Annotated in this window: 12 protein-coding genes and 1 tRNA gene; 7 read left to right on the forward strand and 6 right to left on the reverse strand. The window is 61.2% G+C overall.

Going from position 1 to position 13,086, the window contains the following annotated elements:
- Positions 1-7 precede the first annotated feature (7 nt).
- The 3 genes from xth to XMD517_RS01450 form a co-directional block, all read right to left on the reverse strand.
- A complete protein-coding gene (gene xth, locus XMD517_RS01440) occupies positions 8-814 on the reverse strand; it encodes an exodeoxyribonuclease III (protein WP_055189201.1) in 807 nt (268 codons plus the stop codon).
- A 96-nt stretch (positions 815-910) separates the two neighbouring features.
- Positions 911-2,098, reverse strand: coding sequence for an NAD(P)/FAD-dependent oxidoreductase (locus XMD517_RS01445; protein WP_173487392.1), 1,188 nt, complete (start codon positions 2,096-2,098; stop codon positions 911-913).
- Between the two features lie 136 nt (positions 2,099-2,234).
- Positions 2,235-2,564: an iron-sulfur cluster assembly accessory protein gene (locus XMD517_RS01450; RefSeq protein WP_055190424.1), complete on the reverse strand. Its 330-nt coding sequence runs from the start codon at positions 2,562-2,564 to the stop codon at positions 2,235-2,237.
- 274 nt (positions 2,565-2,838) lie between these two features.
- Here XMD517_RS01450 and XMD517_RS01455 point away from each other — a divergent pair, with 274 nt between their 5' ends.
- The 7 genes from XMD517_RS01455 (at position 2,839) to XMD517_RS01485 (ending at position 10,024) form a co-directional block, all read left to right on the forward strand.
- The gene (locus XMD517_RS01455; RefSeq protein WP_173487342.1) at positions 2,839-3,978 is read left to right on the forward strand and encodes a deoxyguanosinetriphosphate triphosphohydrolase; all 1,140 of its coding nucleotides are present in this window, start codon (positions 2,839-2,841) and stop codon (positions 3,976-3,978) included.
- Between the two features lie 142 nt (positions 3,979-4,120).
- Positions 4,121-5,842: an arginine--tRNA ligase gene (argS, locus tag XMD517_RS01460; protein WP_173487341.1), complete on the forward strand. Its 1,722-nt coding sequence runs from the start codon at positions 4,121-4,123 to the stop codon at positions 5,840-5,842.
- Between the two features lie 125 nt (positions 5,843-5,967).
- Positions 5,968-7,227, forward strand: coding sequence for an SPOR domain-containing protein (locus tag XMD517_RS01465; protein ID WP_173487340.1), 1,260 nt, complete (start codon positions 5,968-5,970; stop codon positions 7,225-7,227).
- 36 nt (positions 7,228-7,263) lie between these two features.
- The gene (locus tag XMD517_RS01470; protein WP_173487339.1) at positions 7,264-8,283 is read left to right on the forward strand and encodes a glycoside hydrolase family 3 protein; all 1,020 of its coding nucleotides are present in this window, start codon (positions 7,264-7,266) and stop codon (positions 8,281-8,283) included.
- Positions 8,284-8,316: 33 nt separating this feature from the next.
- Positions 8,317-9,069 carry a ScpA family protein gene (locus XMD517_RS01475; protein ID WP_371732394.1) on the forward strand — a complete coding sequence of 251 codons (753 nt, stop codon included), beginning with the start codon at positions 8,317-8,319 and terminating at the stop codon, positions 9,067-9,069.
- Positions 9,069-9,728, forward strand: coding sequence for an SMC-Scp complex subunit ScpB (gene scpB, locus XMD517_RS01480; protein ID WP_055189187.1), 660 nt, complete (start codon positions 9,069-9,071; stop codon positions 9,726-9,728). The genes XMD517_RS01475 and scpB overlap by 1 nt, the downstream gene beginning before the upstream one ends.
- A gap of 71 nt (positions 9,729-9,799) precedes the next feature.
- A complete protein-coding gene (locus tag XMD517_RS01485; protein WP_173487391.1) occupies positions 9,800-10,024 on the forward strand; it encodes a hypothetical protein in 225 nt (74 codons plus the stop codon).
- 138 nt (positions 10,025-10,162) lie between these two features.
- Here XMD517_RS01485 and XMD517_RS01490 read toward each other — a convergent pair whose 3' ends face one another.
- The 3 genes from XMD517_RS01490 to XMD517_RS15645 form a co-directional block, all read right to left on the reverse strand.
- Positions 10,163-11,242 carry a 2'-deoxycytidine 5'-triphosphate deaminase gene (locus XMD517_RS01490; protein ID WP_173487337.1) on the reverse strand — a complete coding sequence of 360 codons (1,080 nt, stop codon included), beginning with the start codon at positions 11,240-11,242 and terminating at the stop codon, positions 10,163-10,165.
- A 121-nt stretch (positions 11,243-11,363) separates the two neighbouring features.
- Positions 11,364-11,440: transfer RNA gene (locus XMD517_RS01495), tRNA-Pro, on the reverse strand.
- An 83-nt stretch (positions 11,441-11,523) separates the two neighbouring features.
- Positions 11,524-13,083, reverse strand: a complete 1,560-nt coding sequence (locus XMD517_RS15645; protein WP_254449795.1) for a MerR family transcriptional regulator — start codon at positions 13,081-13,083, stop codon at positions 11,524-11,526.
- Between the last annotated feature and the right edge of the window lie 3 nt (positions 13,084-13,086).

Genomic DNA, 13,086 nt, shown 5'->3' on the forward strand with positions numbered 1-13,086 from the left:
CCTGGGGTTAAGCCGCAAGCTCAATCCAGATCGGCACGTGATCCGATGGCTTTTCACGCCCGCGCACCTCTTTGTCGATCTGGCAGTCACGCAGCATGTCGGCGCATTCAGGAGACAGCAGGAAATGGTCGATACGGATCCCGTCATTGCGCTGCCACGCCCCGCGTTGGAAATCCCAGAACGTGTATTGCTCAGGGGCGGGATTGCGGGTGCGGAAGGCTTCGGTAAGGCCGAGGTTCAGGAGCTTGCGAAAGGCGGTTCGGCTATCAGGCAGCGCCAGCGCATCGCGGGTCCAGGCCTCGGGGCGGGCGGCGTCTTCGGGCTGCGGAATGATGTTGTAATCCCCCGCCATCAGGAACGGTTCTTCCGCGGCCATCAGCTCTTCTGCACGGTTTTGCAATCGGGCCATCCAGTTGAGCTTATAGCCATATTTGCCGTCATGGATTGGCTGATCATCGGCATCAAACGAGACCGGGTTTCCATTGGGCAGGTAAAGCCCGCAGATGCGAATTGCGCATTCGTTCACCACGGTGGCTTCGATATACCGCGCCTGTTCATCGCTGTCGTCCCCGGGCAGGCCGGTCATCACGTCCTCAAGCGGGTATTTCGACAAGATCGCCACGCCGTTGAAGCTTTTCTGCCCATGGGTGGCGACATTATATCCCATGTTTTCAAACTGTTCGCGCGGAAAGTTCTCATCCACGGATTTGACTTCCTGCAAGATTGCAACATCCGGGGCCGCTTCTTCCAGCCACGCGGTAAGAGCGGGCATGCGGGCCTTGATCCCGGCGATGTTGAAACTGGCAATCTTCATGGGCGCTCTCCGTTTTTCTGCGCATACTGTGGGGGGAAATCTGCGGCGGCACAAGCGATTAACGGGGGCCGGCGGCGGCGGGCCGGAAATGGCTGATCAGCCTGCATTGCGGGCCGCAATTGCCGCGCCTGCCGCATGGGCGGATGCCCAGGCCCATTGGAAGTTGAACCCGCCAAGCCAGCCGGTCACATCGACGCATTCGCCGATGAAATAAAGCCCGTCCTGGTGTTTTGACATCATTGTCTTGCTGTCGAGGCCCGAGGTTGCCACCCCGCCAAGCGTCACTTCGGCGGTGCGATAGCCTTCGGTTCCGGACGGGGTCACGGTCCAGTTGGCAAGGGCGTCGCAGATTTCGCGCAGGCGGGTGTCGCTCTGATCAGCCAGATTGCCGGACAGGCCCAGCTCGGGCGCGAGGAAATCGACAAGTTTTGCAGGCAGAAACTGTCCCAGCTCCGTGGTCAGATTGCGCCGCCCGGCGCGCTGACGCTGATCGCGCAGGGCCGTCAACAGGTCGCGCCCGTCCGAAATCCCTGCGGTCAGGTCAATCGTGACGCTTTCCCCTTCGCGCCAGTAGGACGAGATCTGCAGGATCGCCGGACCGGACAGGCCGCGATGGGTGAACAAAAGCGCCTCTTCAAACTGTGCGCGGGCGTTCCAGACCCGCACCGGCAGGGACAGGCCGGACAGCGGGGCAAAGCGCCCTTCGGGAAAGGTGAAAGGCACAAGGCCGGGGCGGGTTTCGGTGATCTCATGCCCGAACTGGCGGGCGATGTCATAGGCAAACCCGGTTGCCCCCATCTTCGGGATCGACTTGCCGCCGGTGGCCAGCACAAGTGCGCGCGCCTGCACCGGGCCGTGAGGGGTGGTGAGGACAAATGTCTGTCCGTCATGGGCAATGGACTGAACGCTGCAATTCAGGCGGATTTCCGCGCCCGCGGCTTTGGCCTCGGAGACGAGAAGCTCCACGATCTGCGTTGCCTTGTCGTCGCAAAATAGCTGCCCAAGCGTTTTCTCATGCCAGTTTATCCCGGCCTGGTCGAGCTTGGCCACGAAGTCCCAGGGGCCAAAACGGCTGAGGGCGGATTTGTGAAAATGCTTGTTCTGCCCGAGAAAATTTCCCGGCTCGCAATACATGTTGGTGAAATTGCATCGCCCGCCGCCGGAAATGCGGATTTTCTCGCCCGGGCGTTTGGCGTGATCAATCACCAGCGTGCGCCCGCCGGTTCGCGTGGCGCAAAACAGGCCAGCAGCCCCCGCGCCGATGATGATCGTGTCGTAAATCATGGCGCTGCATACCCGTTTCATCAGCAGGAGGAAAGTGTGCAACTCAGGGCCGCGAGGCTGGCATCACGCGCGGCCATCCTGCCGTTGAGGGGCTGGGCCAAGGTGGTGCGGAAAACGGGCCGGTTTCTGCGCTGGGTCAGATCGAAAACGAGGTGCCGCAGCCGCAGGAGGCGGTGGCATTGGGGTTGTTGATCACAAACCGCGCCCCGATCAGTTCTTCGGTGAAGTCGATCTCGGCATTGGCGAGAAAGGGCAGAGACATTTCGTCCACCACAACCTTTTCGCCGTCTTTTTCGAGGATCAGGTCGCCCTCGGCGGGGTCATCGAGGGAAATGTCATATTGAAACCCGGAGCAGCCGCCCCCTTCCACGGCCACCCGCAGGGCCTTGCCCTGATCGGCCGCGCCAATTTCGGCCAGCCGGTCAAAAGCACGTTGGGTCACGGTGGGGGGCAGGGTGAGATCCATCGGGGTAACCATTTCTCAGAACGCCTTTCCTGTGCCGAAACACGGGGGCAGCGCGGGTGATGTTTGTCGTAGCAGATGCCCCACGCCAAAACTGTGACCCAGATTTGACGTGAAACGATTTTGTTCAGCGCAGAGCAAATATAGGTGTGGGGGCCACGCGCGGCAAGATGGCTATGTGTTGACCTATGTAACTATTTGCAATTGAGTGCGTTTTGACAGGTCGTTTGGCAGGTCGTTTGATGGGCAGATTGACAGGCAGAGAAGGAGCACCCGGATGCTCGCCACATATGCAACGCATCCCGAACGCAGCCGAGGGCGGCTGTTTGAGGAAAGCGAAAGTGCCTTTCGGGAGCCGTATCAGCGGGACCGGGACCGGATCATTCACTCTTCGGCCTTTCGCAGGCTCAAGCATAAGACGCAGGTCTTTGTCGAACATGAGGGGGATTATTTTCGCACCCGGCTGACCCATTCGATTGAAGTGGCGCAGGTGGCGCGCACCATTGCCGGGGCGCTCAGGCTCAACCAGCATCTGACCGAAGCGGTGGCGCTGGCCCATGATCTTGGCCATACGCCCTTTGGGCATACCGGAGAGGATCGGCTGGACGAGCTGATGGCGCCCTATGGCGGGTTTGACCACAATGCGCAGGCGCTCAAGATCGTGACCTCTCTGGAACATCACTATGCCAATTGGGACGGGCTGAACCTGACCTGGGAAACGCTTGAGGGCATAGCCAAGCACAATGGCCCGGTCACCGGCGGGCTGCCTTTTGCGCTGGCGGAGTATAATGCGCGCCATGATCTGGAGCTGCACACCCATGCGGGGGGCGAGGCGCAGGTGGCGGCGCTGGCTGATGATATTGCCTATAACAATCACGACCTGCATGACGGGTTGCAGGCGGGGTTGTTCACGATGGAGGAGATTGCGGGCCTGCCCATCGTGGGGGACATGATCCGCGAGGTGGACCGCAAATATCCCGGCCTTCGCGGCGGGCGGCGGCGCCATGAAGCGCTGCGGCGCGTCTTTGGTGTCATGGTTGAAGACGTGCTTGCGACCTCAACCCGGCTGCTGCAAGCGGCAAACCCCACCTGCGTCGAGGATCTGCGTGCGCTGGATCACGCGGTGATCCGCTTTTCACCCGGTTTGTGGCAGGACCTGAAAGACATCCGGGAATTCCTGTTCACCCGCATGTATCGTGCCCCTTCGGTGGTCGAGATGCGCCGGCGGGTCACGCAGGTGCTGGAAGAGCTGTTTGCCCATATGTTTGCGCAGCCTTCGGATCTGCCGGCTGAGTGGCAGGAGGCCCTTGCAGGGGCGAGCGAGCGGGCGATTGCACGTCATGTGGCCGATTACATTGCCGGGATGACGGACCGGTTTGCGCTTCAGGAACACAGGCGTCTGGGGCTGGGGGAATAGGGGCGCTGCCCCTCGCGAGACAAGCTCGCTCACCCCGAGGTATTTGTAGCAAAGAAAAAAGAGGGCGCGCGTGAGGGGGAGGCTCTCTTGACCTTTGGCCCCATGCTGATAGAGGTGCGCTGGACGAGAAAGGATCCGTGACATGAACCTGTTTGCTGAAATTCGCGCGCTTGTGATCAACAGCCTGACCGAGATGGTGGCCGAAGGCGTGCTGCCCGAGGGGCTGAGCTTTGACAATGTGGCGGTGGAACCTCCGCGCGATCCGGCCCATGGGGACATGGCGACCAATGCGGCGATGGTGCTGGCCAAGCCCGCCCGGATGAAGCCGCGTGATATTGCCGATGTGCTGGCTGCCAAGCTGGGGGCGGATGATCGGATTGATGTGGCGGAAGTGGCCGGCCCCGGCTTTTTGAACCTGCGCCTGTCGGCGTCGATCTGGTCCGGGCTGGTCTCGGGCATTTTGGCAAGCGAGGGCTATGGTCGGTCCGCCATGGGGGCGGATCAGAAAATCAACGTCGAATATGTGTCCGCCAACCCGACCGGGCCACTTCATGTGGGACACACACGTGGCGCGGTTTTTGGGGATGCCCTGGCAAGCCTTCTGGAATATGCGGGCTATGACGTCACGCGCGAATATTACATCAACGATGGTGGCGCGCAGGTTGATGTGCTGGCGCGGTCTGTTTATCTGCGTTACCTCGAAGCCCATGGGCAGGAAGTGGCGTTTGAGGACGGCACTTATCCGGGCGATTATCTTGTGCCGGTGGGAGAGGCGCTGAAGGCCAAGGTCGGGGATGCCTATCTGGATCAGCCGGAAGACGTCTGGCTGGTGGAAATCCGCGAGTTTGCCACGGCTGCCATGCTGGACCTGATCCGGGAGGATCTGGCGCAGCTTGGCGTCAAAATGGACAAGTTCTTCTCAGAAAAGTCGCTATATGGCACCGGGCGGATTGAGGCGGCCCTTGCCAGCCTCGAAAGCAAAGGCTTGATTTATCAGGGGGTTCTGGAGCCGCCGAAAGGCAAGAAACCCGAAGATTGGGAGCCGCGTGAGCAGACCCTCTTTAAATCGACCGAACATGGCGATGATGTGGATCGTCCGGTGAAGAAGTCGGACGGCGCATGGACCTATTTTGCGCCCGATATCGCCTATCACTTTGACAAGGTCGACCGCGGCTATGACCAGCTGATCGACGTGTTCGGAGCGGACCATGGCGGTTATGTCAAACGGATGAAAGCGGCGGTGTCCGCATTGTCGGATGGCAAGGTGCCGCTTGATATCAAGCTGACCCAGCTGGTGAAGCTTTATAAAAACGGCGAGCCGTTCAAAATGTCGAAACGTGCGGGCAATTTTGTCACGCTGCGCGATGTGGTGAGCGAGGTGGGCTCGGATGTGACCCGTTTTGTCATGCTGACCCGCAAGAACGATGCCCCGCTGGATTTCGACTTTGACAAGGTGAAAGAGGCCAGCCGGGACAACCCGGTTTGGTATGTGCAATATGCCCATGCGCGGATCTGTTCGGTTCTGAAAAAGGCGGAAGAGGCCGGTGTTTCCCTGGGCGCCGCACCGCTGATCGAAGATGAGGCAGAGCTGGCGGTGGCCAAGAAGCTTGCCGAATGGCCACGCCTGGTCGAGATCGCCGCACGCACCCATGAGCCGCATCGGGTTGCCTTCTATCTCTATGAACTCGCAGCAGAATTTCAGTCGCTTTACAATCGCGGCAACGAAAAATCAGAGCTGCGTTTCGTGCAGGATGGCAAGAATGACTCATCTGCTGCGAAAATCGCCCTGCCGCGTGCCGTGAAACTTGTCATTTCCGCAGGCCTTGGTATTCTTGGCGTCAATCCGGCCGAGGAAATGCGCTGATCACAAGCTCAGCTCGTGCCGGAAATGGGGGCGCAAACGCCCCTTTCGAGGCAACGAGCAGAGACCGGAGAGAGGATGCGGGCAGCAGGTCTGCCTAATCGTGTCCCCCCGGATGTGAGGCAGGTATGGCGACGATCGATTGGGGCAACACCCGTGCCCCCATATATCCCCAGCAGACACCCGGACCGGCAGGGCAGGGCGGCTATTCCAACGCGGGATCGGCCCCGGTGCAGGGGCAGCAGCAACAGGGGCATCAACATTGGTCTGCCGCTGGGCAGTCGCATCATGTGTCTGCGCTGGATCCGCATCTCCATTATGGGGGTGCGCAGGGGCAGGATGAATTCGGTGCCCCGCCTGCCTATGCCCACACATCTCACATGCCAGACCCCGCTGCGCCTGTCCTGAATGGCGGTGGACGCTTCGGGGCGGCGGTCAATTATGCCGGGGCGGCGGTTTCTCTTGGATTGATTGTTGGGCTGGCGGTTTGGGGATACCAGTTGGCCATGCGCGACGTGACCGGCATTCCGGTGGTGCGCGCGCTGGAAGGTCCGATGCGGATACAGCCGGTTGAACCGGGTGGCCAATCCGCAGCCCACCAGGGCCTGGCGGTGAATTCGGTTCAGGCAGAGGGCGAGGCCAGTGCCCCGTCTGACCAGGTGGCGCTTGCCCCTGCGCCGGAGAAGCTGGATGACGAGGACCTCCCGGCAGGGTCTGCCAATCTCGCCGCGCAGGTCGAGACCCAGATCTCAGATACGGATCCGATTCTCGAACCTATTGAAGTTGCAGCGCATTCTGTTCCTGACGCCCCGAGCGTGGATATGAGCAATCTACCCTCTGACCCGGTGGCCGCCGCGCTGGCCATTGCCAGCCAGGTCAGCCAGAACATCAAGCCCCTGTCGCAAACTGCCCCGTCTGGCGCAGATGTGACCCGGGTGGCGGCGCAAAGCCCGGTCAGCCTGCCGCAGGTTGCCCCCAAAACCGTGAAGGTTATTCCGGCCTCCGTGCCAGGCGTGTCGACATCCGCCCGCCCGCTGATCCGCCCGTCGGATCTGCGCACGGTCAGCCCGGTCAAGGCAAGCCTGCAAAGCCCGGTGGACAGCGCGCCCAAGGAGATCACCCCCGAGGCGATCCCGGCCGGCACGCGGCTTGTCCAGCTTGGCGCCTTTGAAAGCGCAGAGATTGCGCGCAGCGAATGGGACAAGCTTTCGACCCGGTTTGACGATTACCTTCCCGGCAAGACCCGCGTGATCCAAAAGGCGCAATCCGGTGGCAAGACCTTTTATCGTCTGCGCGCCATGGGATTTAAAGACCTTGCCGATGCGCGCCGTTTCTGTTCAGCTTTGATGGCAGGCAAAACCGCCTGTATCCCGGTGGTCACCCGCTGATCGGTCCTGCCGGAAGGTGAAGTTAAAGGAGCTGTCATGTCACGGCAGGGCGCCTATATTTTCGGCTGCGCAGGTCTGACCCTGTCCGAAGGGGAACGCCGGTTTTTTGAGAAAACGCAGCCTTGGGGGTTTATTCTGTTTGCCCGAAACGTGGACAGCCCTGATCAGCTGCGCGCTTTGACGGCTGATCTGCGTGGCGCGGTCGGTCGAAATGCCCCTGTCTTCATTGATCAGGAAGGTGGCCGGGTTGCGCGCATGATTGCCCCCCATTGGCGGGAATGGCTCCCGGCGCTGGATCAGGCGCAGTTCAACAAACGCAACGCGACACGCGCCATGTATCTGCGCTATCGCCTGATTGCAGACGAACTTTATTCCGTTGGCATTGACGGAAATTGTGCCCCGGTGGTTGATCTTGCCTTTGCCGACACCCATCCCGTCCTGCGCAATCGCTGCCTTGGCGAAGATGTGGTGCATGTGGTGGAGCGGGCACAGGCCGTGGCCCAGGGCTTGCTTGAGGGCGGGGTGCTGCCGGTGGTGAAACACTTGCCGGGGCATGGGCGGGCCACGATGGACAGCCACCTGGACCTGCCCCATGTTGCCACCCATGCGCGTGAGCTGCACAACACGGACTTCCTTGCCTTTTCAGGCGTTTCGAACCTGCCCCTCGGCATGACTGCGCATATCGTGTTTGAGGATATCGACCCGACCGCGCCTGCCACCCAATCCCCGATCATGCTTGACCTGATCCGCAAGGATATCGGGTTTGACGGGCTTTTGATGACGGATGATCTGTCAATGCAGGCGCTCGAGGGGCCGCTGTCGCTCCGCGCCCGCCGCGCCCTTGCCGCAGGCTGCGATCTGATCCTGCACTGCAATGGGGATCAGGATGAAATGGCCGAGATTGTGGACGCCACCGGCCAGATGTCCGAGGGGGCGCAGACGCGGGCCGACAAGGCACTGACCTGGCGCGCCGTGCCCATGGCGGTTGACATAGAGGCGCTGGAGGCCGAGTTTCAGAACCTGATGACAGGTGAAACAGCAGAGAACCCACGCTAGATGGCGGAGCAGGAAGAATTTTCAGAAGACGTCATGTCGGTGTCAGACCGCCTCGCGGCGGAGGCACTGATTGTCGATGTCGATGGGTATGAAGGCCCGCTGGACCTGCTTTTGACCCTGTCGCGCACGCAAAAAGTGGATCTGCGCCAGATTTCAATCCTTGAACTGGCAGAGCAATATCTGGGGTTTGTCGAAAAAGCGCGCCATTTGCGCATTGAACTGGCGGCGGATTACCTTGTGATGGCGGCCTGGCTGGCCTTTCTGAAATCCCGTCTGCTTCTGCCCCCTGACCCCACCGAAGAAGGGCCGACGGGTGAGGACCTCGCCGCGCATCTGGCGTTTCAGCTGGAACGGTTGCAGGGCATGCGCGATGCCGCTGCCAAACTGATGGCGCGTGACCAATTGGGGCGGGATTTCTTCGCCCGTGGTGTGCCAGAGGATGTGACGCGCATTCGCACCGTGACCTATACAGCCACGCTTCTTGACCTGATGCAGGGCTATGCCCGGATCCGCACCAAGGACGAGTTTCGCCCCTTTGTCATGGATCGGGAAAGCCTGATGACCATGGAACAGGCGCTGGAACGGATGCGTGACCTCGTGGGTTATGCGGGGGACTGGACCGACCTGTCCTCGTATCTACCCGAAGGTTGGGTGCTGGATGGCAAACGTCGCCGCTCGGCCACCGCCGCCAATTTTGCCGCCTCACTGGAACTGGCCAAACGGGGAATGATCGACATTCGCCAACCCGACACATTTGCGCCGATCGAAATTCGCAGGAAATCGTGATGAATGAGCAAGTCGTTGATACTCAGGAAGAAAGCCTGTTTGATGCCCCCCCGATGGGAGAGCAGGAACGCATGGTCGAAGCGATCCTGTTTGCCTCGGGGGAACCGGTCAGCGTGGCGGAACTTGAAAGCCGCATGCCCCATGGGGCGGACGCCGGCGAGGCGCTTGCCCATCTGGTGAAACGCTATGAAGGGCGCGGTGTGCGGGTCGTGCGTGTGGGCGATGCCTGGGCAATCCGAACCGCCCCTGATCTGGGACATCTGATGCAAAAAGAAACGATTGAGGTGCGAAAACTCAGCCGTGCCGCGATCGAAACCCTGGCCATCATTGCCTATCACCAGCCCGCCACCCGGGCCGAAATTGAGGAGATCCGGGGCGTTTCCGTCTCCCGGGGAACGATTGACCAGTTGATCGAAATGGAATGGATCCGTTTTGGTCGCCGCCGCATGACGCCGGGTCGCCCTGTTACGTTTGTGGTCACGCCGCATTTCCTGGACCATTTTGGACTGGAAAGCGCCCGCGACCTGCCGGGGCTGAAAGAGCTGCGCGCCGCAGGCCTTCTCGAAAGCCGCCCGCCCCCTGGCATGATGCCCGGCCCGGACCATGATGACGAGGATGACGAACCAACCAGCGGCCAGAGCGAACTGTTCGAAGATTAATTTTGCCCGCATCCTGAAATCGCCGCAATGACATGTTATATTACCCTTGCGCGCAGATGGGAAAGACAGACATGAACCTCAACAGCATTATCAACATGATCATTCGCCGGGTTCTGGGCCAGTTGATCAACAAAGGGGTCGAGGCCGGAATTGATTATGCCGCCAAACGATCTGGCCGTGATGAGGCCCCGACAAACGAAGACATGACCCCTGAAGAGCGCAGACGCGCCCGGCAGGCCCGCCAGATGGCCCGAAAGGCCCGGCAAAGCGCCCGCATCACCCGCAAACTGTTCTGAGAGGCCGAAACGCTTTACACAAGCGCCGCCGCCACTGGAAACGGAACCGGCATCCAGTCGCCGCTCTCATTTTCTGGTTGGAAATATCCCGGGGTGAGCCTCAACGAGGCGAGGGGCAGCGCCCCTTGGCCCTCTACGTCATTTTGCCTTGAAATGTTTGGACAGTTTCAGGCCCTGTCCCTGGTAGTTTGATTTGATATCAACCCCATAAAGCGCCTCAGGTGTCTGTGACATGCGCTCATACACCAGCCGTCCCACGACCTGCCCATGTTCCAGCACAAAAGGCGCCTCATGGCAGCGCACTTCCAGAACCCCGCGTGATCCTGATCCGCCCGCAGCATCAAAGCCAAAACCGGGATCAAAGAAACCGGCATAATGCACCCGGAACTCCCCCACCATGGCAAGATAGGGGGCCATTTCCGCAGCACAATTGGGGGGGATCGCAATCGCCTCCCGGCTGACCAGAATGTAAAACGCTCCCGGATCAAGGATGATCTGCCCTTTGGTGGTGCGCACCTCTTCCCAGTATTCCGCCGGGTCGTAATGGTTGAGCTTGGACAGATCCACCACACCGGAATGCCGCTTGGCGCGATAGCCCACAAGGTCACCGGAACGTGGTTTCAGGTCTACCGAAAACCCCAGCCCATCGGAAATCACCGGGTCCCCGGAAACAATTGGCGTCTCGGCATGGACCTTGCGCAGCTCCTCATCAGACAGGAATGTGCGGCCCTGCCGAAAGATGATCTGTGTCAGCAACTGGCCGGGCTGGGCCACCACCGAAAAGCTCTGGGGACAGATTTCGGCATAAAGCGGGCCTTCATACCCATCGGGAACGCGATCAAACTCGATCCCCTGATCGGTGATCACCCGGGTCATCATATCAAGGCGCCCGATTGAGGATTTGGCGCTGGCCGCCCCGGTCATCCCCGCAGGCAAGGACAGGCGTTCCATCAACGGCACCACATAAACACAGCCCTTTTCCAGAACGGCGCCGCCGGTCAGGGGCACTTCATGCATGGTCAGATCGTCCAGTCGGTCCGCCACGGTGCGTCCCAGTCCCGGCAGGAACGAGGCGCGCACGCGATAGGCCCGCTCTCCCAGCCGCAGATCAAGGCTGGCGGGCTGGATCTGGTCGTTCAGAATAGGAGAGGCAGCCGAGATGGCCCCATCGGTGATCATTTGCCTGATCTGCGCATCTGCCAGAACACCCGGTGTCATCGCAATCCTCCCATCGTTTCCCTGAACCCCGAATACAAAAACGCCCACCCCTCAGTGAAGGGGCGGGCTGTTTTCATGCCCCTGACCAATGCCCGTTCGGGCCGGGTGGGGCGGGGTGTTTTGGTCGGGCTAGCAGGACTCGAACCTGCGACCTTCCGTCCCCCAGACGGACGCGCTACCAGGCTGCGCCATAGCCCGACTGAGGCCCTTACATAGTGATTTTCACGGGCGGGGCAAGCCGGAAAACGCAGGAAAGTCACCATTGTCCCCACTTCTTTTGTTCAGCGCTTGTTTGATCGGTCCATCTGCGCAAGCAGAGCGTCCAGTTGATCCGCAAGGGCCTGTAAAACCGGCAGATGCACATCTGTGCCGCGCTTTCCGATGTCTCGGAGCGTGAGGATCAGCGGGGTGTCCACCTCAGGATCATCCCCTTCGGGGTCGGCCGGAATATGGGACAGGTCGATCTGCGGCGGCAGGTCTGGCTCAGCAGGAGATTCGGGTGGCATCCGGATCTCTTCCGGCTGGGACGCGACGCGCTCCTCCGGTTCAGAATGAAGCGGGGGGAGGGAGGTGGGATCCGCCTCGGTGTCCTCTTGCGCATGCTCAACTGCTGCCACGTCTTCGGACAGGTCGTCCCCCGCGTCCTGTTCGGGGGGCTGTTCGAGGGTCGGGGCAACAGGTGTTTCATCCGCGCCAAAATCGGAATCGGCGTCGGTGGGAAGGGGGGCATTATCCGCAAGGTCGGGCAATTCGGCGTTCAGCGCCTCAGCCGTGGCGGCCGGTTCGCTGTCGGTGGGTGCGGTTGGGGCAGGGTCCTGCCCCCCGGCCGACGGGAGAGTGGCTGTCGGGCCCGCCGGGCCTGCGTCTGGCGCTTCGCCCGGAAGCGTGTCCGCAAACCCGAACAGATCCATCGGTTGCGGGCTGGCGGGGGGGGCGACCGCTTCGCCTTCCTGCGCAACCTCTGTGGCGACAGGCTGTTCCGCCTCGGGGCTGGCCTCTCCGGGGACGGTTTCTGCGGCAGGCGCGCTTGTCGCGCTCTCTTCCGGCGGCATTTGCTCGGGGAGGGGGGGCACCGGATCGGTTGCGGGATCTGCCGGTGTGGTTGGAGTGTCTTCTTCGGTGAAAGCCGACGGCGAAGGCATGGCTTCGGCCGGTGCTGTCGTGTCCGGGGCGGTTGTTACCTCTGTTGGCGCCTCAGCGACGTCCGCATCTTCCCCGTCTTCCAAGGTGGAAGGGATGGTGGAAGGAGCTGTCGTGATCTGGGCTGCAGGCTCATCCACGAGATCCTCTGGGGCCGGGGCAGTGCTAGGCCCGTTCTCCAGAGCTTCGGAGATGGTGCGGTCTTTCTGTGGCAGTGGGGCAAGCGGATCAGTTGGGTCCGCTGGGGGGGCGTCAGCATCCGTTTCGGAGACGCCAGCATCTGCGACTTCCTCTGCGGGAGGCGCGGCCACATCCGGGGTGGTCGCTGCGTCTTCATCTGGCTGAGGCTGCCCATCGCGGGCGCGTTCGGCAGGATCAAAGGAGACCACGTTGCCTTCGGCATTTTGCGGCAAGGGGGGCGAATCGAGCAGGGGGGACATGGCGGCCACATGTTTGACCCCTTGTTCGCGCAGCAGTTTCTGCACGCCGCGAATGGTCATCCCGTCTTCGTGCAGCAATTTGCGAATGCCGCCCAAAAGCGCCATGTCCGTGGGGCGGTAATACCGCCGCCCCCCCGCGCGCTTCACCGGTTTGACCTGCGAAAAACGGCTTTCCCAGAAACGGAGGACGTGGGTTGGCACGCCAAGCCAGTCGGCCACCTCGCTGATGGTCCGGAAGGCGTCGGGTGACTTTTTGTCCATGGT

Source organism: Aliiroseovarius sp. xm-d-517, assembly GCF_013283135.1.
Lineage (GTDB): Bacteria > Pseudomonadota > Alphaproteobacteria > Rhodobacterales > Rhodobacteraceae > Aliiroseovarius > Aliiroseovarius crassostreae.